Annotated in this window: 17 protein-coding genes and 1 riboswitch; of the genes, 7 read left to right on the forward strand and 10 right to left on the reverse strand. The window is 65.8% G+C overall.

From position 1 onward, the window contains the following. Positions 1–45: 45 nt before the first annotated feature. A riboswitch (glycine riboswitch) is annotated at positions 46–148 on the reverse strand. A gap of 298 nt (positions 149–446) precedes the next feature. The 3 genes from AC07M7_RS04530 to AC07M7_RS04540 all read left to right on the forward strand — a co-directional run bounded on the left by AC07M7_RS04530 (position 447) and on the right by AC07M7_RS04540 (position 3,175). Further along, a complete protein-coding gene (locus AC07M7_RS04530; RefSeq protein WP_447782265.1) occupies positions 447–1,673 on the forward strand; it encodes a multidrug effflux MFS transporter in 1,227 nt (408 codons plus the stop codon). A gap of 142 nt (positions 1,674–1,815) precedes the next feature. Continuing rightward, on the forward strand, positions 1,816–2,712 hold the full coding sequence (locus AC07M7_RS04535; protein WP_046985106.1) for a siderophore-interacting protein: 897 nt from the start codon (positions 1,816–1,818) through the stop codon (positions 2,710–2,712). Between the two features lie 70 nt (positions 2,713–2,782). Continuing rightward, entirely contained in the window at positions 2,783–3,175 is a 393-nt protein-coding gene (locus AC07M7_RS04540) for a hypothetical protein (protein WP_046985107.1), read from the forward strand. Positions 3,176–3,294: 119 nt separating this feature from the next. On the opposite strand, the gene AC07M7_RS04545 is transcribed toward AC07M7_RS04540, so the two are convergent. The 4 genes from AC07M7_RS04545 to AC07M7_RS04560 all read right to left on the reverse strand — a co-directional run bounded on the left by AC07M7_RS04545 (position 3,295) and on the right by AC07M7_RS04560 (position 10,041). Next, complete coding sequence (locus AC07M7_RS04545) at positions 3,295–5,259, reverse strand: M2 family metallopeptidase (RefSeq protein ID WP_495206828.1); 1,965 nt, start codon at positions 5,257–5,259, stop codon at positions 3,295–3,297. Between the two features lie 535 nt (positions 5,260–5,794). Beyond that, positions 5,795–7,444, reverse strand: coding sequence for a phosphoethanolamine transferase (locus tag AC07M7_RS04550; RefSeq protein WP_495206829.1), 1,650 nt, complete (start codon positions 7,442–7,444; stop codon positions 5,795–5,797). Further along, a complete protein-coding gene (locus tag AC07M7_RS04555; RefSeq protein ID WP_495206830.1) occupies positions 7,441–8,208 on the reverse strand; it encodes a phosphatase PAP2 family protein in 768 nt (255 codons plus the stop codon). Before AC07M7_RS04555 ends, AC07M7_RS04550 begins: the two co-directional genes overlap by 4 nt. Before the next feature lie 111 nt (positions 8,209–8,319). Then, positions 8,320–10,041, reverse strand: a complete 1,722-nt coding sequence (locus tag AC07M7_RS04560; protein WP_429001000.1) for an ArnT family glycosyltransferase — start codon at positions 10,039–10,041, stop codon at positions 8,320–8,322. 112 nt (positions 10,042–10,153) lie between these two features. Between AC07M7_RS04560 and AC07M7_RS04565 the strand changes: the two genes are divergently transcribed. After that, entirely contained in the window at positions 10,154–10,867 is a 714-nt protein-coding gene (locus AC07M7_RS04565; protein WP_136639992.1) for a response regulator transcription factor, read from the forward strand. Then, complete coding sequence (locus tag AC07M7_RS04570) at positions 10,854–12,137, forward strand: sensor histidine kinase (RefSeq protein ID WP_136639991.1); 1,284 nt, start codon at positions 10,854–10,856, stop codon at positions 12,135–12,137. The genes AC07M7_RS04565 and AC07M7_RS04570 overlap by 14 nt, the downstream gene beginning before the upstream one ends. 103 nt (positions 12,138–12,240) lie before the next feature. Here AC07M7_RS04570 and AC07M7_RS04575 read toward each other — a convergent pair whose 3' ends face one another. After that, the gene (locus tag AC07M7_RS04575; RefSeq protein WP_495206831.1) at positions 12,241–12,651 is read right to left on the reverse strand and encodes a VOC family protein; all 411 of its coding nucleotides are present in this window, start codon (positions 12,649–12,651) and stop codon (positions 12,241–12,243) included. Positions 12,652–12,784: 133 nt separating this feature from the next. Here AC07M7_RS04575 and AC07M7_RS04580 point away from each other — a divergent pair, with 133 nt between their 5' ends. Next, positions 12,785–14,035 carry a DUF819 family protein gene (locus AC07M7_RS04580; protein ID WP_495206832.1) on the forward strand — a complete coding sequence of 417 codons (1,251 nt, stop codon included), beginning with the start codon at positions 12,785–12,787 and terminating at the stop codon, positions 14,033–14,035. A gap of 233 nt (positions 14,036–14,268) precedes the next feature. Here AC07M7_RS04580 and AC07M7_RS04585 read toward each other — a convergent pair whose 3' ends face one another. Together AC07M7_RS04585 and AC07M7_RS04590 are read right to left on the reverse strand one after the other, a co-directional pair. Beyond that, a complete protein-coding gene (locus AC07M7_RS04585; RefSeq protein WP_006383180.1) occupies positions 14,269–14,493 on the reverse strand; it encodes a YbdD/YjiX family protein in 225 nt (74 codons plus the stop codon). After that, positions 14,493–16,574, reverse strand: a complete 2,082-nt coding sequence (locus tag AC07M7_RS04590) for a carbon starvation CstA family protein (RefSeq protein ID WP_136639988.1) — start codon at positions 16,572–16,574, stop codon at positions 14,493–14,495. The genes AC07M7_RS04585 and AC07M7_RS04590 overlap by 1 nt, the downstream gene beginning before the upstream one ends. 215 nt (positions 16,575–16,789) lie before the next feature. Here AC07M7_RS04590 and AC07M7_RS04595 point away from each other — a divergent pair, with 215 nt between their 5' ends. Beyond that, positions 16,790–17,641: a pirin family protein gene (locus tag AC07M7_RS04595; protein ID WP_136639986.1), complete on the forward strand. Its 852-nt coding sequence runs from the start codon at positions 16,790–16,792 to the stop codon at positions 17,639–17,641. An 83-nt stretch (positions 17,642–17,724) separates the two neighbouring features. On the opposite strand, the gene AC07M7_RS04600 is transcribed toward AC07M7_RS04595, so the two are convergent. The 3 genes from AC07M7_RS04600 to AC07M7_RS04610 all read right to left on the reverse strand — a co-directional run bounded on the left by AC07M7_RS04600 (position 17,725) and on the right by AC07M7_RS04610 (position 20,087). Continuing rightward, positions 17,725–18,183 (reverse strand): hypothetical protein, encoded by a 459-nt coding sequence (locus tag AC07M7_RS04600; protein WP_495206833.1) that lies wholly within the window; start codon positions 18,181–18,183, stop codon positions 17,725–17,727. Between the two features lie 196 nt (positions 18,184–18,379). Then, entirely contained in the window at positions 18,380–19,099 is a 720-nt protein-coding gene (gene aqpZ / locus AC07M7_RS04605) for an aquaporin Z (RefSeq protein ID WP_136639984.1), read from the reverse strand. Between the two features lie 124 nt (positions 19,100–19,223). Continuing rightward, positions 19,224–20,087: a pirin family protein gene (locus AC07M7_RS04610; protein ID WP_136639996.1), complete on the reverse strand. Its 864-nt coding sequence runs from the start codon at positions 20,085–20,087 to the stop codon at positions 19,224–19,226. Positions 20,088–20,314: the final 227 nt, after the last annotated feature.

Here is a 20,314-nt window from a genome sequence, read left to right on the forward strand (position 1 = left end):
GAAAGGGCACACGCACGGGCACAAGCCGCCGGTCGGCGGTCTGCGGGGCGCCCCTCTGTCCTTTTGCCTGAGAGTTTGAAAGCGCGGCGGACCGCTGCTTCTTGCCCCTTCGGCGCCGGATTGAACCGGTCTCTCCAGAGTTCTGTTACGGGTGGTATCGGGCCTGAGCGATTACGGGCGTTGCGCCTTCGGCAGCGGTGTTCCGCTTCTCCCACCGTGTTGCCCGCCGATTATAGCCCGTTGCGCGCCGGCCGGCCGCTCCCGGGAGGCGCCGCTGCGCCTGAATGGCCGATGGCCCGGCCGTGCGTTTTGTGCATCCGTGCATGGCGCGGGGCGCAATCCCCACCTATGATGGGCGGATACCCGAATTCATCTGGCGCTGTCCCTGTTTCAGGGGACTGGCGCCCGCCGTGCGTGCCGCGCATGGCCCTGCCGGACGCCTCTCCATGACCGCCGCTGTTGCTCCTTCCACCCGCCGCATGGCCCTGCTGCTTGCTGGCCTTGCCATGTTCGGTCCGTTCTCGATCGACACCATCTTCCCGGCGTTCCCGCAGCTGGCCCAGCGCCTGGCGGTGGACGAAGTGGCGGTGCAGCAGACCATCAGCGTCTACCTGCTGTTCTACGGCCTGATGAGCCTGGCCCATGGACCGCTGTCCGACGCCTGGGGCCGCAAGCGGGTGATCCTCGGCGGTCTGGTGATCTTCGTTGGCGCCTCGGTGGGCTGTGCATTGTCTACCGACCTGACCACGCTGCTGGCGTTCCGCGCACTGCAGGGCCTGTCCGCCGGCGTGGGCATGATCGTCGGCCGCGCGGTAATCCGCGATCTGTACCACGGCCACGACGCGCAGCGGCTGATGAGCCAGGTGTCGATGCTGTTCGGTATCGCCCCGGCCATCGCGCCGATCATCGGTGGCTGGATCCTGCTCAGCGGCGCTGGCTGGCCGTTGATCTTCTGGTTCCTGGTGGTGTTCGCGCTGGTGCTGCTGGCGGCCACTGCACGCTACCTGCCGGAAACCCATCCGGTCGAGGCGCGCGTGCCGTTGTCACCGCGCGTGCTGCTGCGCGACTACGTGCGCATTGGCTTCAATCCGCGTTTCCTGCGCCTGGCGCTGGCCGGCAGCATCGGCTTCGGTGGCGTGTTCCTGTACATCTCCTCGGCGCCGGTGTTCGTGATGCAGCACCTGCACCTGGGCGAGGGCGGCTTCGCCTGGCTGTTCATTCCCACCATCGGCGGCATGACCACCGGCTCGTTCCTGTCCGGGCGCATGGCCGGGCACAGCAGCCCTACGCGACAGGTCGCCATCGGTTTCGGCCTGTGCGCGCTGTCGGTGCTGCTGAACATCGGCTACGTCGGCCTGGCACCGCAGTTCGCACTGCCGTGGGCGGTGATGCCGATCTTCCTGGGCGGCATGGGCATGGCGCTGATCTTCCCGATCCTGGCGCTGGCGGTGCTGGACATGTACCCGCACCAGCGCGGCCTGGCCTCGTCGCTGCAGGCGTTCGTGCAGCTGATGATCAGTACCGTGGTGGCCGGCGTGGTGTCGCCGCTGCTCAGCGCCAGCCCGCTGCACCTGGCGCTGGGCCAGGCCGCGTTCTTCGGCGCCGGCTTCGTGTTCTGGTACTGGGAACACCAGCGCGAGCGCGCGGCGCAGGCAGCCTGCACGGGCCATTGAGCAGCGTGCAGGGGTAGGGTTGGCGGGGATGCCGGCACATCCTTGCAGCCGCGGACAACCGGACTAGGCTGGGCATTCCAGCCAGCCGGTGCGTGGATGCACGACAGCCAGCCAATCCGATGTCGTCGCATGAGGTACCCCCATGGCTGCGCAGCAGACCTACCGCCTGTTCGAGGTGGCGCTGAAGGAGCGCCGCGTTCTTTCCCCTTCCCTGGACCGCATGGTGTTCACCGGTGCCGACGTGGCGCGGATGAAGACCGAAGGCCCGGACCAGCGGATCAAGGTGTTCTTCCCCTTGCCCGGCCAGGAGGTGCCACAGGTGCCCAGCGGCGAGGACTGGTATCCGCGCTACCGGGCCCTGCCTGATGAGCTGCGGCCGCCGATGCGCACCTACACCATCCGCCAGCTGCGTGCCGAGCAGGGCGAGGTCGACGTTGATTTCGTCATCCACGGCGTGACCGGGCCCGCTTCGCGCTGGGCCATGCATGCGCGGCCGGGTGACCGTGTCGTGCTGCTGGCCCCCGATGCCGACTGTGCCGACAGCAGCGAAGGTTGGGAATGGAAGCCGCCGGCCGGTGTCGGCCAGGTACTGCTGGTGGCCGATGAGACGGCGTTGCCTGCGGTGGCGGGCATCCTGGAGGAACTGGCGGCCATGCCTGATCCGCCGCGCACGTTGGCATTGCTGGAAGTGGCCCAGGCCGGCGACGCGGTGCCGTTGAAAGCGCCGGGCACCGCCGAGCTGGTGTGGTTGCCGCGTGGGCAGGCCGCCTATGGCCAGCCGCTGCTGCAGGCGGTCCAGGAACGGCTGGCAGCGACCTCGAGCGTGGCTGCCGGCGATGCGCTGGAAGAGATCGATGTCGACGCGCAGATCCTGTGGGAGCAGGCCGATGCCAGCGTGGCCGGACCGCTGTATGCCTGGGTGGCCGGCGAGGCGGGTGCGGTCATGGCGATCCGCCGCCATCTGGTGCGTGACTGCGGGCTGGACCGCCGGGCCATCACCTTCATGGGCTACTGGCGGCACGGCAAAGTGCTGGACTGAGCGGTGGCGTGAAGCGGTGCTGCGGGCGGGGTGCGTTATCCTTGCGCCCCCCTCGCAGCGGTACCGCATCATGTCCACCAGCTCCAAGATCCGCCGCGACCAGCGCCGTCGCCAGGAAAAGCAGGCCGCCAACAAGGCAGCCGCGCAGGCCTCGCCGGTGGAGCCGCATGCCGAACTGCGCGACCCGCAGCGCACGCTGCTGGCCGGTATCGTCCGGCGCGATGGCGAATGGGTGCTGGGCATGGATGGCCGCATTGCCGGCCAGAGCGAGAGTGCTGCCCAGGTGCTGGCCTTGATCATGCAGGCCGGCGAACTGCACGAACGCAACGGCACGCCGGTGCGCCTGGTGTACTCGGATGCACTGCGTGATGCTGCGCAGGCCGAAGCGAAGGAAAAGGGCCAGACCTTCGAGGAATTCAAGGCCGAACTGGCCGCAGCGATGGCCGCGAAGAAGAACAGCTGACAGGCATTTCGGTAGAGCCGGCCGCTGGCCGGCTGCCCGTTGGGTCTTCATCGCGTAGTTGCCGGCCAGCGGCCGGCACTACCAGAAAGGGGCGGATCCTCGCGGATCCGCCCCTTTTTTCATTTCGTCGCCGGGGCCGCGTTGGCCTGCCAGCCGCACATCTGGCCTTCGTTCTGCTGCTTCAGCCATTCGTTGACCGGGCTGAAGTACTCGATCATCGGGCCGGCATCGAGCTTGTCGGTGCCGGTCAGTTCCTTCAGCGTGGCCTGCCACGGCTGGCTGGCACCCTTGCTCAGCATCGCCCAGTACTTCTGGCCAGCTTCCTTGTTGCCGTAGAAGGTGCACTCATGCAGTGGGCCCTTGTAGCCGGAGGCATCGCACAGGCCCTTGTAGAACTGGAACTGCAGGATGCGCGCCAGGAAGTAGCGGGTGTACGGAGTGTTGCCCGGTACGTGGTACTTCGCGCCCGGATCGAAGAACTCTTCGCCGCGGGTGCTGGCCGGGGCCACGCCCTGGTACTTGGCCTTCAGGTCCCACCACGCCTTGTTGTAGTTGTCGGCGGTGATGGAGCCATCGAACACGCCCCAGCGCCAGCGGTCGATCATCAGCCCGAACGGCAGGAACGACACACCCGACAGCGCCATGCGCATCTGGTTGTTGATGACCGCCTCGCGGCTTTCGGTCGGCGCATCGACCAGGCCGATCGAGCTGAGGTACTTGGGCGTCATCGCCAGCACGATGGTGTCGCCGATTGCTTCATGGAAGCCATCGTTGGCACCGCCCTGGAACAGCGGCGGCAGCGGGTTGTAGGCCAGGTCGTAATAGATGTGGCCCAGCTCGTGGTAGATGGTGGTGAAGTTCTCTTCGTTCGGCTTGATGCACATCTTGGTGCGCACGTCGCCTTCCATGTTCATGTCCCAGGCGCTGGCGTGGCAGACCACATCGCGGTCATCGGGCTTGATGAACTGGGTTTTTTCCCAGTAGGACTGCGGCAGCGACGGCATGCCCAGCGACACGTAGAAGTCCTGCGCGCGCTCGGTCATCTGCTTGGCGGTGCGCAGTTCGGCCTCGCGCTGCGCCTTGTACTGCGCCGCTACGTTGGCATCCTTGCCGGCCTTGGCCAGCGCCGCGCTAAGGTTGGTCTGGTACTGCTTTTCAAGCGCAGCGGTGATGTCCAGGCTGCCGGCACCCGGGTACGGTTCCAGCTGGTCCCACAGGTTCGACCAGTCCTGCTGCCACATGTTGCCCAGCAGATGCGCCGCGATCAGGCCGTTGCCCACTTCGGCCTTGTCCTTGCCGTAGGTCTTGTCCAGCTTGCCGCGTGCATAGCAATGCAGCTGCTCGTACATCGGCTTGACCTGCTCCCACAGGCGGTCGGTTTCCGGGCCGATCTGCTCCGGCGGCATGTCGTAGCCGCTGCGCCACATCTGGCCGGCATCGGTGAAGCCCATGCCCTTGGCACCTTCGTTCACCAGGCCGACAAACTTCTGGTAGTCGCCGCGCATGCTCTTGGTGGTGCTGTGCCAGCCCTGCCATGCGTCGAGCTGCTTGTCGTAATCGCGGCTGCGCGCCAGCACCTGCTCCAGCTCGCCCAGCTGGCGGCAGGAGTTCGGATCGTTGGCATCGGTGCAGTACTTGCCGGCACCGTAGCTGCCTTCCATGCGGGTGGCGATCTGGGTCAGTTCTGCCAGCTTGGCCGGGTCACGCGGTGCCGGCATCGAGGACATCAGCTTCAGCAGGTGGATCGCGCGCTTGCTGTCCTCGCTCATCGGCTTGCCATCGAACTTGGCGGCCTGTTCGATCCAGCTGTTGAGCTGGGTCAGCGAGCGCTCGTTGGCCTTGGCCGCGATGCGTTCCGAATCACTGTTGATGTAGGTGGAGGACAGCCACTGCGCCGAGGTCATCTCCGGGTAGGCGGCCTTGAATTCGGCATTGATGCGGGCCACGAACTGGTCGGCGGTTTCGCCGGCCGGGGCGCTGCTGCTGGCGGTGTCGGTACCTGGCGCAGCTTCCTTCTTGCAGGCGGCCAGGGCCAGCGTGGCGGCGGCGATTGCCGAGGCCAGCAGGAGATGACGGTGTTTCACGGGCGGTCCTTGGGTGGTGAACGACCGCCGAAGGCTAGTGGGCAGGCGTTGCCACCGCAAGTGGCGGAAGTCGGCCGGGCGGCGCCCGGGGACCGCGACATCGCATGCGCGCTGTCGCTCCCACGCTTCGCTGCGCGAAACGCGGGCCCCGCTTATCAGCTTCCAGACCCCCGCCGCTTCGCGGCCGCCCCCCTGACTCAGGGGGCTTTGCCCCAGACGCAATTCGGTGATGGCAGTAGATCCACGCCATGCGTGGATGAGACCTGTCAGAAATCGAGGCTCAAATTCGGATCCGACCCCGTGCCGACCAACGGTCGGCACCCACCAACAGCAGCGGAAATCTGTCGAAGGCGGGGTGGGTCCGGTGGCGGGAGTGTCCGCGGCATGGATGCCGCGGCCAAGCCCCCATGGATGGGTTCACGGCGTCTCCCGCCACCGGACCCACCCCGCCTACCCACAGGAACCCCGCTGTTGCTGTTGCTTCGGCCGTTGCCGTTGCCTCTGCGGGTGCAGGGCGCAGCCCTGCCGACAAACCCTAACTCTCGCAGTTGGCGAACACGTCGCGGTCGCGCTCGTACAGCGATGTCTTCACCTGCATCAGACCCAGCACCGACGGGAACAGGTTGTCGTGGTCGGTATACGCTGCCGAACGTGTGCGCAGGCACTGCAGGTTCAATCCGCGGCTGCTGGCGAAGCCCTGCGAGAACCACATCGTCATCGGCACCCGGGTCTGTTCGGCCGGGGCGATCGCGTAAGGCACGCCGTGCAGGAACAGGCCCTTCTCGCCCAACGACTCGCCATGGTCGGACAGGTAGATCATCGCCGAGTCGTAGTCCTGCATGCCCTGCAACGTGCCGATGGTCCTGGTCAGGAAGTGATCGGTGTACAACACGGCGTTGTCGTAGCTGTTGGTGATTTCTTCGCGCGAGCAGCGGCCGATGTCACGGGTGTCGCAGGTCGGGGTGAAGCGTCGGAACGCCGGTGGGTAGCGCTCGAAGTAGGCCGGGCCATGGTTGCCCAGCTGATGCAGCACCACCACCCGGTCGCCCGGTTTCGCACGTACCTGGGCGGCCAGATCCTGCAACAGGATCTCGTCCATGCAGCGGCCATCGGCACACAGGCCCGGTGTGGTCGCGTCGGACAGCGACTGGAAGTCCAGGCCCTCGCACACGCCCTTGCAGCCGGACTGGTTGTCACGCCACAACGGGGCGATGCCGGCGCGGTTCAATACGTGCAGCAGCGACTGGTGTGCGCGGATCTTCTTCTCGTCGTAGTCGTGGCGGCCCCACGGCGAGAACAGACACGGCAGTGAGACTTCGGTGCTGGTGCCGCACGAATGCATATCGGGGAAATTGACCACGCTGGCCTGTGCCAGTTCCGGGGTGGTGTTGCGCCCGCCGTTGAGGCCCCAGTTCTGCGCACGCACGGTCTCGCCCATGACGATCACCAGCAGGCGCGGCTTGCTGGCTGCTGCGCGTGGGGTGGCCTTGGCGTCGGTGCCGATCGGCAGCTTCGGTGCGCGCTGCACCGGGTTGTCGCCGCGCAGTGCACGCGGCAGGCCGAGCAGTACGTTGGCCGGGGTGGCCAGGTAACGCACTTCGCGCTGGTTGCGCATCAGTGCCGAAACATCCTGGAACGAAATCAGCGCACCGCCGAGTGCGGTCACCGCCGCCACCACCAGGAAGCCGATGCGCCACAACAGGCTGCGGCCCCAGCTGCGGCGGCGCAGCTGCACGCGCCACAGCACCACCATCGGCAGCACTGCCAGCAGCAATACCGGCCACAGCAGCGACACCGTCATCAGCTCGCGGCTTTCCTTGGGATCGGTCGCCAGCACATTGCGCAGCATGTCCGCATCCAGATAGATGTGGTAGCGGCTCATGTAATGCGCAGCGAACGCGGTCACCAACAGCAGCACGCTGATCACCAACTTGGCGTTCCAGCGCCAGACCAGGATGCCCAGCAGCAGGCCGTGCGCGCCCAGCAGCAACAGCAGCAACGAAAGCGCGTAACGCAGGCTGCCCGGATGGCTGGCCATCGCGCTGTGCCAGAACAGGCCGTTGCCGGCTACTGCGAAGAACAGGCTGGTCAGCGTGATCAATGCTTCGGTGGACAGCTGTGGACGCCAGCGAAGAAGACCCGCCAACGCAGGGAGGCGGGCGGGGCGTTGGACCGATGCACTCATGCGTTCGCCTCCTGGCGGTTGGGACGGTCCAGCTGACGGCGGATCAGGACGCGTTTGACGATCAGGTACAGGCCCAGCGAAAGCAGCCAGCAGATCATTGCAGTGGCAATGTCATGGGAAAGGAAATGGGCGCCGCGCAGTTGCTGGCCGATGCCGAACACCAGACCAGCACCGAGGCCGATCCACAACCCGGCCCAGCGCCAGGCAGGACGCCACAACAGTGCGAAGAAGTACAGGCACAGCCAAGCGTAGCCGGCGCTGGCGTGGCCAGCGGGGAAGCAGGCCTGGGGCGACATGCCGCTTGGGCGCACGGTGAACAGCCCGATGAAAGGCTGGTGGCCGCCGTAGCGCAGCAGGTCCCAGGGGCATTCCATCGGCACCAGCGACTTCAGCAGGGAGATCACACCCGTGCCCAGCGCCATGGCAATTACGACATAAAGCAGCGCCCACCGCAGGGTGCGATCGCGACCCTTACGCCAGTGGTGGAAGCACAGCAGAATCGCCACAAGGGCTGCTGCCGTGCTCAGCCATTTGCCGGCTTTGTGCACCAGTGTGCGGGTGACCCAGGCGTCCTGCAACGCCCAATGGCCGCCCTCAAGACGGAACAGGTGGTCGGCCACCCATTGATCACCGCCGAATCCCATCAGCAGCGTAAACACGGGCAGACCGATTGCGACAGGCAGCCAGAGGTGAGTTACGGAAAATCGTGACGCCAGTGGCGATGTCGCAAGCGGCGCTACCGAATCAAGGGGACGGACGGGCATGCTGGGAAGGGGCGGTTCGGGAATCCGCGGTCATGCTCGTCACCTGGATGTCGGAGAAGGGTCGGACGCTCGTTCGTGCCGGGTTAATGCTTGCCCGGCACGGGCCAACGTTCAGTCTTCTTCGGCGGTCGACCCGGTCCGTTCGGCATGGCATTCCGCGTCCCACGCGGTACCGGGAAGCAGCTGCCAACGATTGCGATTGGCAACACCGATGTCGATCACCTTGGCCGGATCCACGCAGGGGCTCATCGCGTCGTCCAGCACCAGCAGCCAGCGCTTGCCCGGTGCCTCGGCCAGCCATGGGCCGGCGTCGTGCCACTGCTCTGCCCACGGTCGCTTGAAGCCGAACTCGCGCACCGGGCGATCGGCCTGCAGCAGGTTCTGCTCGCGCCAGGCGACCAGGGCCAGTTCGGCGTCCGGGCCGATCCTCGCGCCAACCCTGCGCATCAGCGCTGAGGCCGAGGCGTAGGGATCCAGCGCCGGAATCAACACCAGGCCGTAGAGCATCCACAGCATGCCGTGGGTGAGCAGTACCAGCGTTGCAGCACGACGTACCCGCAACCACACGATCAGCGTGGCCAGGGCGATGGCGAAGGTCAGCAGGCCATCACCGAGCACCGGCAGCAGGGTGTCTGGCATTGCACGGCGTTCCAACTGGGCCACCGCCCAGGGATGCTCGGTCATCAACATCACGCCGAGCACGCCGGTGGCCAGCATCAGCACCATGCTGTAGCCGAACAGGTAGCGGCGTACGCACAGGCGGCGCAGCAGGCCCGGCAGCAGCGGCGCTACGGCCAGGGCCAGCGCCGGCAGCATCGGCAACAGGTACACCTCGCGCTTGCCCGGGCTGGCGCTGAAGAACACCAGCACCAGTACGGCCCAGCCCAGCAACAGCCACTGCCGACGGTCGCCACGACGCAGGCGGCGCCACCAGGGCTTGAACAACATCGGCAGCAGCAGGCTGCCGGGCAGCCACAGCGTCAGAATCACCTGCAGGTAGTACCAGACCGGCTGCCGGTGGTGCCAAGCATTGGCGTAGCGGGTGCCGGTCTGCTTGAACAACAGTTCATGTGCGTAGGCCTGCAGTTCGGCGCTGGGTGAATGCAGCAGGGCCCAGCCGAGCGGCGCCAGCCACACTCCCACGCCCAGCAGGAACGCGGGAATCAGCCACAGCAGCGTGGCAGGATGCGGGCCGTCCACGGTGTACCCGCGACGGCGCTGGTACAGCCACCAGCCGAACCAGGGCAGCACCATCAGCAGCGGCAGGAAGCCCACGCCCTTGGTCACGGTACCCAGCCCGGCGGCAAACCCCGCCAGCCACAGTGCAGGCAGGTTGCGACGTTCGCACAGATGGCGCATCAGCCCCCACAGGGCCACGGTGGTCATACCGACCAGCGCCATGTCGATCTGAGCACGCTTGGCCATCAACCCGAACTGCAGGGTGCAGAAAAGCGCGGCCAGGGCATAGACGGAATGCCGCGGTGTCCACAGCCGCCGTGCCAGATCGGACACCAGCCACAGGCTGAGCAGGGCACCCAGCAATGACGGCAACAGGAACGACCACTGCCAGCTGCCGACAATTTCATAGGCGGCCGCCTGCAGCCACATGAATACCGGCGGCTTTTCCGCATACAGCTCGACGCCACGGTGCGGCAACAGCCATTGCCCGCTCTCGACCATGGTTCTGGCCGCCAGCACGAAGCGCGGCTCGTCCGGTGGCTGTGGCTGCCGAAGACCGATACCCGCTGCCAGCGCAGCGATGATCAGCAGCCACAACAGGGGCAGGCGCCATTGGCGGGGAAAGGCTACGGGCACGGCAGGCTCCGGGAGCAAAACAGCCACTTTGAGGTGACAAAGGTGGAAAAAGCGTCAGAACGGGGCAGGGCGACCGCATTCCGACATGAGCAGCGCTACCATGCTACGAACTTCCGTGGATGTTTCGTGCATGCGTCTGTTGGTGATCGAGGACAACCGCCAGCTGGTGGCCAACCTGTTCGACTATTTCGAGTCGCGCGGGCACGTGCTCGACGTGGCCCCGGATGGCATCACCGGCCTGCACCTGGCCGGCAGCCACCCCTACGATGCGGTGATCCTGGACTGGATGCTGCCGCGCATGGAGGGCCCCGAGGTGCTGCGCCGGCTGCGCGCCGAGCACGCTTCGGAGGTGCCGGTGATCATGCTGACCGCGCGCGACGAGCTGCCGGACAAGATCGCCGGCTTCCGTGCCGGTGCCGATGACTACCTGACCAAGCCATTCGCGCTGCCTGAGCTGGAGGTACGGCTGGAGGCCCTGCTGCTGCGCGCACAGGGGCGCAACCCGCGCAAGCGGCTGCAGGTCGGCGACCTCGTGCTGGACCTTGCGACCCTGGAAGCCCAGCGTGAGGGCCAGGTGCTGCACCTGTACCCGGCCTGCCGCAAACTGCTGGAGGTGCTGATGCGGGCCAGTCCCGGTGCGGTCACCCGCCAGCAGCTGGAATTTGCCCTGTGGGGTGACGAGCCGCCGGATGGCGACCTGCTGCGTTCACACGTCTACGAACTGCGCCGCAGCGTCGATGGGCCATTTGGCGAAAAGCTGATCCATACCCTGCCGCGGGTCGGTTATCGGTTGGCTGTGACCGCCGGCAGCGACGCTGGCAAGGATCCTGATGAAGGTGCGTAAGCCCGGCCCGCTGTACCGGCGCGTGCTGTGGTGGTTGCTGGGGTACCTGGCGCTGCTGTCACTGGCGGTGTTCAGCGTTGGCAACTACGTGCATGAGCATGCCGAGCACGCGGCGTGGCGCGCGCTGCTCAATTCCGAACTGGACAGCATCGTCGAGCATGTTGAACACGAGCCGCATTACCGCTGGCAGGATTCGGACACGCTCAGTCTCTACCGCTTCGATGCGATCAACCTGCCCGACAGCCTGCGCACCCTGCATCCCGGACTGCATGACGGGGTGATGGTGAAGGGCCGCGAGATGGCGGTGATGGTGCGCGAGACCCAGTCGATGGGACGGGTGGCGCTGGCGCTGGACATCTCCGACTTCCACGACCTGGAGCAGTTCGCGACCCGCTGGGTGATGCTGGCGGGCGTGATCATGATCTTCGTTACCGTACTGATGGCCTCGTTCGGCATGGAACGGATGGTGCGCCCGCTGAGCCTGCTGGCCCAGCACATTGCCACGTTGCGGCCGGGGGCGCAGGGCCAGCGCATCGATGTTGATCCGCGCGGCAGCTCCGAGCTGCACACGATTGCCGATGCACTGAACGACTACCTGGATCGCAACGAGCAGTTCGTCGAACGCGAGCGGGTGTTCATCAGCACGGCCAGCCATGAGCTGCGCACGCCGATCGCGGTGATGACCGGTGCCGCCGAGCTGGCGCTGGAGCAGCCGGGCCTGCCCGAGCGTGCGCGCCAGCAGATCCAGCGCGTGCTGCGCACCGCACAGGGCGTGGAGCAGCTGATCGAGCTGCTGCTGGTACTGGCCCGTGATCCCGATCGCCTGGCCTCGCGTGCCGAGCGCATCGCGCTGGACCAGTTGCTGCCGGAGATCGTCGACGATCATCGACACCTGCTGGGCGACAAGGACCTGAGCATCGGTATCCAGGCGGCGCCGGTGGACATTGTTGCGCCGCTGGCGGTGGTGCAGGCGGCGATCGGCAACCTGCTGCGCAATGCCATCGAGAACAGTGGGCGTGGGCATATCGAACTGCGGCTGAGCGCGTCGGCGGTGCTGACCCTGCAGGACCCCGGTCATGGCATGAGCCCCGAGGAGATCGCGGCGATCCATGCGCGGATGGCGCGGGGCGAGCGAACCGACCGCGGCGGCATCGGCCTGGACCTGATCGCGCGGCTGTGCGAGCACCTGGGCTGGACCCTGCAACTGCAACCCTGCGAACCGCGTGGCACGCGGGCGAGCCTGGACTTCAGCGCCTCGCGCCCATCCTGATCCAGATGCCCTGGTAGATGCCAACCTGGGTTGGCATGCTGTCCGTCGACCAAGGTCGACGCCTACCCAGGCAATGGCTGGCCGTGTCCCGGTAGATGCCAATCTAGGTTGGCATGCTGTCCGCGTCACCGCCCGCCGGCCGCGCCACGTGCTGGTCGATCAAGATCACGTTGCCGTCGGGATCGGCCAGCTGCAGATAGCCCGTACCCTGGCCATCAGGATCGGTGCGGACCGCCAGTTCGATACCCTTGGCATCCAGTGCGGCCTGCAGCTCACGCACGTCCTGGAAGCGGGGCAGTTCCTGCTTGTGCTGGTCCCAGCCGGGGTTGAAGGTCAGCAGATTGCCTTCGAACATGCCCTGGAACAGCCCGATCACCGTGACGTTGCTGCGCATCACCAGCCAGTTCTGCGCCGGGTCACCGCCGGTGACTGAAAAGCCGAGGGCCTCGTAGAAGGTGCGGGAAACCGCGAGATCCTTCACCGAGAGGCTGACCGAAAAGGCGCCAAGCTGCATGAGTGGGCTCCCTGAGGGGATGTGGTCGTGGTCGGCACTGCAGCATGACCCGGCGTGAAGACAATGTTAATCTCATACTGCGCCGCTTCATGCGGCGCTTTTTTTCCCGCTCTTTCGATCGACAGAGGATCCCATGCCGACCGAACCCGCTACTGCCCTGATCAGCAACGACATCGTTGGCCTGGGCCTGATTGCCGCCACCCTCGCCCTGATCTTCTGGGCTGCCAGTGGTCCGACGCCCTTGCTGAAGAAGATCTTCGCCTGGGTGCCGGCACTGCTCTTGTGTTACTTCGTTCCGGCCATCTACAACACCGCCGGTGTCATCGATGGCCACAACACGTCGTTGTACAACCCGGTCGCGCGTGATGTGCTGCTGCCTGCCGCGCTGGTCTTGCTGACCCTGTCGATCGACCTGAAGGGCATCGCCAAGCTTGGTCCCAAGCTGCTGATCGTGTTCTGCGCCGGCACCGCCGGCATCATGCTCGGTGCCATCGTCTCGTTCCAGCTGATGAAGCTGATCCATCCGGAAACGGTGGCCGGTGACACCTGGGCCGGCATGGCCGCACTGGCCGGCAGCTGGATCGGTGGCGGTGCCAACATGGTCGCCATGCGCGAAGTGTTCGGTACCGATGCCACCACCTTCGGCCAGTTCGCCGTAGTCGATGTGGCCTGCGCCAGCCTGTGGATGGCAATCCTGCTGTTCATGGCCAACCGCGCGCAGCAGATCGACACCCGCAACGGTGCCGACACCCGTGCCATCGACGAAATGAAGGCACGCATCAGTGCCTACGAGGCGCAGAACGCACGCATTCCCAGCATGACCGACCTGATGGTGATTGTGGGTGTGGCTTTGGGTGGCGTCGGCCTTGCGCATGCGATCGCCGCGCCGCTTTCGGGCTGGTTCAAGTCCAACGTCAGCTGGGCCAGCCAGTTCAGCCTGGACAGCCAGTTCGTGTGGGTGATCCTGCTGTCCACCGCGATGGGCCTGACGCTCAGCTTCACCCGCGCGCGCCGCCTGGAAGCCGCCGGTGCATCGCGGCTGGGCACGGTGTTCCTGTACTTCCTGATCGCCTGCATCGGCATGCAGATGAACCTGTTGTCGCTGCTGGATCGGCCGTGGCTGTTCCTGCTTGGTGCAATCTGGATGGCGACCCATGTGCTGGTGCTGTGGGTGGTGGCCAAGCTGCTGCGCGCACCGCTGTTCTTCTTCGCGATTGGTTCGCAGGGCAACATCGGTGCGGCGGCATCTGCCCCGGTGGTCGCAGCGGCCTTCCATCCGACACTGGCGCCGGTAGGCGTGCTGCTGGGTACGGTCGGCTATGCCACAGGCACGGGGCTGGCCTATGTAACCGGCCTGATCCTGAAGTGGATGGCCGGTGCCTGAGTTCTGACCTGACGGACATGTTGCGGGTTCACGGCAAGTGCCGTGAACCCGCGCTCCCCGTGTAGAGCCGAGCCCACGCGCGGCTTTCTTTTTGCCTGCACCAGGTAGATCCACGCCATGCGTGGATGCATTTCACGGGTATCCATATCCACGGAAAACCAGAGCCGACGCTTCGGCCGTTGCCGTTGCCGTTGCCTCTGCGGGCGCCGGGCTGCAAGCCCGGCACCCAATCCTCAACAGCAGCGTCCGCCGTTGCGTCCGCCGTAGCGCGCTTCCTGACGTTCGCGGAAGAACGTCTTGTAGTCCATCGGCTGCTGGTCCGGATGCTTCTCCAGCATGTGCCGGACGTAGTTGTCGTAATCAGGAATGCCACAGCACAGTCGTGCGGTCTGCACCAGGCGCCGCCAGATGCGGCGGTGCGCCTGGTACTGGCCGACGGGAACCAGTTGGGTACTCATCACAGGTCCACCATTTCATGCGGCTTCAGTGCCACGTACGGGGTTTCACGGTCAGTCCGCTGCGGATTGCGGCGTGCCGCCAGGATGGTCTTGATCGAATACACCAGCACCGCACCGACCACCAGCAGGAACAGCGCGGTCAGGCCGGTATTGACGTAGGCGTTGACCACGATCTGCTTCATCTGCGCCACCGACTTGGCCGGCGCGGTGATGGTGTCGCTGGCCAGGGCGGCCTGGAACTTGTGTGCCTGCGCCAGGAAGCCCTGTGCCGGGTTGCTGTCGAAGATCTTGATGAAGCCGGCGTAGGTGGTGCAGATCAGCAGCCATACGGCCGGTACGGCAGTGACCCACGCATAGCGGTCACGCTTCATCTTGAACAGCACCACCGTGCCCAGCATCAGCGCGATACCGGCCAGCATCTGGTTGGAGATGCCGAACAGTGGCCACAAGGTCTGGATGCCGCCGAACGGATCGACCACGCCGGTGTACAGCAGGTAGCCCCACAGCGCCACGCAGCCGGCGGTACCGATGATGTTGGCGGTCCACGACTCGGTTTTCTTCAGCGCCGGCACGAAGTTGCCCAGCAGGTCCTGCAGCATGAAGCGTCCGGCGCGGGTGCCGGCGTCCACGGCAGTCAGGATGAACAGCGCTTCGAACAGGATCGCGAAGTGGTACCAGAACGCCATCATCGCGTCGCTGCTGCTCGGTATCGCCTGGTGCAGGATCTGCGCGATGCCGACTGCCAGCGTTGGCGCACCACCGGCGCGATGCAGGATGGTCGGCTCACCAATGGCCGCCGCGGTCGCGGTCAGCTGCTCGGGCGTGATGGTGAAGCCCCAGGTGTTGGTGATGTAGTGCGCGGCGGAGGCCGCATCGGCACCGATCACGGCCGCCGGGCTGTTCATTGCGAAGTAGATGCCCGGATCGATGATCGATGCGGCCACCAGTGCCATCACTGCCACGAACGATTCCATCAGCATGCCGCCGTAGCCGATGTAGCGCATGTGCGCTTCATTGGCCAGCAGCTTCGGTGTGGTGCCGGAGGAAATCAGCGCATGGAAGCCGGAGACCGCACCGCAGGCGATGGTGATGAACAGGAACGGGAACATGCCGCCCTTCCACACCGGGCCATCACCGCTGGCGGCGAACTGGGTCAGTGCCGGCATCTTCAGTTCTGGCATCACCACCAGGATGCCGATGGCCAGCGCGATGATGGTGCCGATCTTGAGGAAGGTCGACAGGTAGTCGCGCGGGGCCAGCAGCAGCCACACCGGCAGCACCGAGGCGACGAAGCCGTAGCCGATCAGCATCCAGGTGATCTGGGTGCCGGTGAAGGTGAAGGCCGGGCCCCAGGTCGGGTCCGCTGCTACCTTGCCGCCGAACCAGATTGCTGCCAGCAGCAGGATCAGGCCGACCACCGAGATCTCGCCGATCTTGCCGGGACGGATGTAGCGCATGTACACGCCCATCAGGATGGCGATCGGCATCGTTGCGATTACCGTGAACATGCCCCACGGACTTTCCGCCAGCGCCTTGACCACCACCATCGCCAGCACGGCCAGAATGATGATCATGATCAGGAACGCACCGAACAACGCGATGGTGCCGGGCACCTGGCCCATCTCCTCGCGGACCAGGTCACCCAGCGAACGGCCGTTGCGGCGGCTGGACAGGAACAGGACCATGAAGTCCTGTACCGCGCCGGCCAGCACCACGCCGACCACCAGCCACAACAGGCCGGGCAGGTAACCCATCTGCGCGGCCAGTACCGGGCCTACCAGCGGACCTGCACCGGCAATGGCGGCGAAGTGATGGCCGAACAGTACGTGTTTGTTGGTCGGGACGTAGTCCAGGCCATCGTTGTTGATCACCGCCGGAGTGGCCCGGGTCGGATCGAGCTGCATCACCTTGTTGGCGATGAACAGGCTGTAGAAGCGGTAGGCGACGAGGTACAGCGACACAGCGGCGACGACGATCCACAGGGCATTGATGTGTTCGCCGCGGCGCAATGCCACGGTGCCCAGACAGAACGCGCCGAGCAGAGCGAGTACCGCCCAGCCCAGTTTGGAAAACCCTTTCATGAGGTGCTCTCTCCCGGAAAGACTGTCAAAGAGTCCCGCTTGCCCACGGCAGGGTCAATCGGCACAGGACGAATCGGCGTTAGTACTTTGGTCGTACGCAGGGGGTGCTGACGTGCAGCGAACATCAGGGATGGAACAATTGGTTGCGGTGCCATCCATTGGCGTACGGCCATGTGGCGTCCATCTTCACTGGCATCCATACAACAGGAGTCGCCATGAGCCTTCCCGAGCCGGTCCGCGTGCTGCGTACCATCCGTGGCATGCCCACCTCCGACGGTGCCGGTGTGCGCCTCACCCGCGTCATCGGTGGCCCGACGCTGCCCGACCTGGATCCGTTCCTGCTGCTCGATGAATTCGGCACCGATCGCGCCGAGGACTACATCGCCGGCTTCCCGGAACACCCGCACCGCGGTTTCGAGACCGTCACCTACATGCTCGACGGGCGCATGCGGCACCGCGACAACCACGGTAACGAAGGCCTGCTGACCCCTGGCAGCGTGCAGTGGATGACCGCCGGCCGCGGCCTGGTGCATTCGGAGATGCCCGAGCAGGAAAGCGGGCAGATGCGCGGTTTCCAGCTGTGGGTGAACCTGCCGGCGAAGGAGAAGATGAGCGACCCGAAGTACCAGGAATTCGCGCCGGAGCGCATTCCGGTGGTGAAGCCGGAAGCCGGCGTGGAAGTGAAGGTGATCGCCGGCAGCGTGGACGGTACCCACGGCCCGATCGTGCAGCCGGCCACTGATCCGCTCTACCTCGACATCACGCTGGCACCGGATCGGGCCTGGACCTACGCGCTGCCGGAAGGGCACAACGCGTTTGCCTATGTGTTCGAAGGTGCAATGACCGTGGGTGAGCAGGACGCCGCGCGCGACGTTGCACGCCAGGAACTGGCGGTGCTGGGCGGTGGCGAACAGCTGCATGTTTCGGCCGGCAGCGAAGGCGCGCGGTTGATCCTGGTGGCCGGCCGTCCGCTGCGCGAGCCGGTGATGCGGCACGGCCCGTTCGTGATGAACACGCGGCAGGAACTGATGCAGGCCTTCGTCGATTTCCAGGAAGGCAAGTTCTGAGGGGGGACGCCGGGCCATGCCCGGCGGATGTCCAGCGCGTTGGATGCGGCGGGGATGCTGCAAGGCAGTCATCCCCGTCACGGTCAGCGACCGGCGGCCACGGCCGAAGGGGTCAGGCTCATGCCCTGCGCCAGCTGCTGCAGCGAGCCCAGTTCCTGCGGGCTGTCCGGATACAGCGAAATCTGCGCGTAACGCCCTTTGTCGAGCTTGACCACACTGATGCGGCGCTCGGCATAGCCCGGAGGCTGCTGGCCACCGAGGTCCGGCTGGTACCAGTAGAGTGACTCACCACCGAAGCTGCCCTTTTCCTGGCGCAGCGAACGGTTCAGGGGAATGGACGGGTCACGTGCGCTGAGCATCAGGCTCAGCACTTCACGACCATCGCCGGTGCTGGCGCGGCAGACCTGGAAATCGGTCTGCACCAGCTGCTGCCATTGCAGGCCACTGCTGGCCGGCAGCGAAGGGCATTCGGTGGGAGCCTGTGCGGCGGCGTGGGCCGCAGCGAACAGCAGGCTCGACAACACTACAGGTGCGAACTTCATGCATCCCCCAAGGTGATGTGTCGTTTGGCTCCGCCACAGGGGCGGCGGCCTTGGCATCCCATCCCCGGATGCCGCCCCGTCCGGCATGTGCACGGACGGTCAACTCAACCTTAACGGAACGTGAGCGATCGCACAAATCGCGGTTACACGAGTAACCATTGCGGCCGATGGTCGGCCGCAATGGTCCGCACAGGACTCAGCGGTCGTTGCCGAGCCACTTGTAGATGATGCCGCCGATCGCGCCGCCCAGCAGTGGGGCGACCCAGAACAGCCACAGCTGGCTGATCGCGCCGCTGCCGGCGAAGAAGGCCACGGCGGTGGAGCGGGCCGGGTTCACTGAGGTGTTGGTGACCGGGATGCTGATCAGGTGGATGAGGGTCAGCGACAGGCCGATCGCCAGCGGCGCGAACCCGGCCGGTGCCTTGCCGTGGGTGGCGCCCATAATCACGATCAGGAACACCGCGGTGAGCACCACTTCGCACAGGAAGGCCGCTGCCACGCTGTAACCACCGGGCGACAGTGCGCCGTAGCCGTTGCTGGCGAACGCACCAGCCTGGCTGCCATCGATGGCGAAGCCGCTGGCGCCCGAGGCGATCTGCAGCAGGATGAAACCGGCCAGCAGGCCGCCAGCGACCTGGGCGATGATGTACGGGATCAGGTCCTTGGTCGGGAAACGACCGCCGGCCCACAGGCCGACACTGACCGCGGGGTTGAAGTGCGCGCCGGAGATGTGGCCGAACGCATAGGCGCCGGTCACCACGGTCAGGCCGAAGGCCAGGGCCACGCCAAGGAAACCGATACCCAGCGGATTGCCGTCGCCACCGAACTTGGCGGCCAGCACCGCACTACCGCAGCCACCCAGAACCAGCCAGAACGTGCCGAGGAATTCGGCGGACAAGCGTTTACCCATGCTCATGTGTTGCACTCCTTTGAAAGATGTCCGAACTGTGTGGTCGGTCACATTTCAGTGACCGGCGAGTGACGATAGCGTCAACGCCGGGTGCAGGGATACACCTACGGGTGTGTGCAACACGCGATGTTCAGTACTGCGGCAGCGGAATGAACTCCTTGTCATCGCCCGGGATGGTGCCGAAGCGGCCGGCTTCCCAGTCGTGCTTGGCCTGCTCGATGCGCTCCTTCGAGCTGGAGACGAAGTTCCACCACAGGTGACGCGGCCCGTCCAGCGGCTCTCCACCGAACAGCATCGCCTTGACTGGCGTCTTCGCGCGCAGGCGGCCCACCGCACCGGCTTCCGGGATCACCAGGTGCTGGGCCGGGATGTCAACGCCATCCAACTGCGCGTCGCCTTCGAGGATGTACAGCGCGCGCTCGCGGTGGCCATTGTCGATATCGATTTCCGCATCCGGGTCGAGGTCGATCGCCACGTTGAGGGTGTCGGCGAACACCTTCACCGGCGATTCCTCGCCGTAGGCGCGGCCGGCGATCACCCGCAGCCAGACACCATTGCGACGCTGCTCGGGCAGGGTGGCCGCGGCATGGTGGTAGAACGCCGGCTCGATTTCCTCATGCGACTTCGGCAGTGCGACCCAGGTCTGCATGCCGTGGATCGGGTTGTCGTGATCGCGGTCCGGTTGCGGCGTGCGTTCGGAATGGGCGATGCCGCGGCCAGCGGTCATCCAGTTGACGTCACCGGGGCGGATCACCTGGTCCGAGCCCAGCGTGTCGCGGTGGCCGATGGCGCCCGACCACAGGTAGGTGACGGTGGCCAGACCGATGTGCGGATGCGGGCGCACATCGATGGCGGTGCCGGGGTGCATGAGAGCAGGCCCCATCTGATCGACGAACACGAACGAACCAATGCTGCGTGCCTGCAGGGTGGGGACGGCGCGTCGGACTTCGAGTCCGCCGATGTCGTGCACGCGCGGAGCGATGATGGTGGTCATGCGGGCGTTCTCGCTGGCAGGGATCAGGCGATCAGCATCGCATGAGGCTGTGACGGGGACATGCCCCGTATGGGTAACAGGTTGTTCCAGCCAACGGCGCAGCCCCTCGTGGCTGGACGCGCAATGCGTATCTCGTGTTTGGCCGGGCGGGTGGGTGGCGCAGGACACGCCGTAAACCCGTCCATGGGGGCTCGATGGCGCCATCCATGGCGCCAACGGTCCTGCGC

The sequence above is a fragment of the Stenotrophomonas sp. GW821-FHT09E08 genome (assembly GCF_059416125.1).